The sequence below is a fragment of the Halomonas sp. ND22Bw genome, from assembly GCF_003011945.1.
Taxonomy (GTDB): Bacteria; Pseudomonadota; Gammaproteobacteria; order Pseudomonadales; family Halomonadaceae; genus Halomonas; species Halomonas halophila.
This window is the reverse complement of record NZ_PXWD01001246.1, coordinates 1-257: the sequence shown is the minus strand read 5'-3', so window position 1 is coordinate 257 and position 257 is coordinate 1. Positions and strand designations below refer to the sequence as shown.

Below are 257 nucleotides of genomic sequence, written 5' to 3'. Positions count from 1 at the left end.
CGGCCACGGTGCTGGGCGACTGGCGGACGGTCGAATTCACGCTGCCGATGTGCCTTGTGGCACTGATGTGGATGGCGGCGGTCAAATTGTGGACAGTGCGCTACGTCCTCGATCGTCGGCCGAATACGCCCAAGGCGCTCGCACGCACGCTCTATGCCGTTATCATCTTGTCGGGGGCGCAGACCTGTTTCCTGCGCTTCAGCCTGTATCAGGAGGTCTGCCTGTGGGCGGGGCTGTTCGGCGCGATCTTCGTCGCA

The 257-nt window shown here is 63.4% G+C and carries 1 protein-coding gene; it reads left to right on the top strand.

Features of this window, described 5'->3' with window-relative positions; translation table 11 throughout:
* Nucleotides 1-257, top strand: a 257-nt coding sequence (locus CVH10_RS26190) for a hypothetical protein (protein ID WP_219925004.1), incomplete at both ends; no start/stop codon positions are given.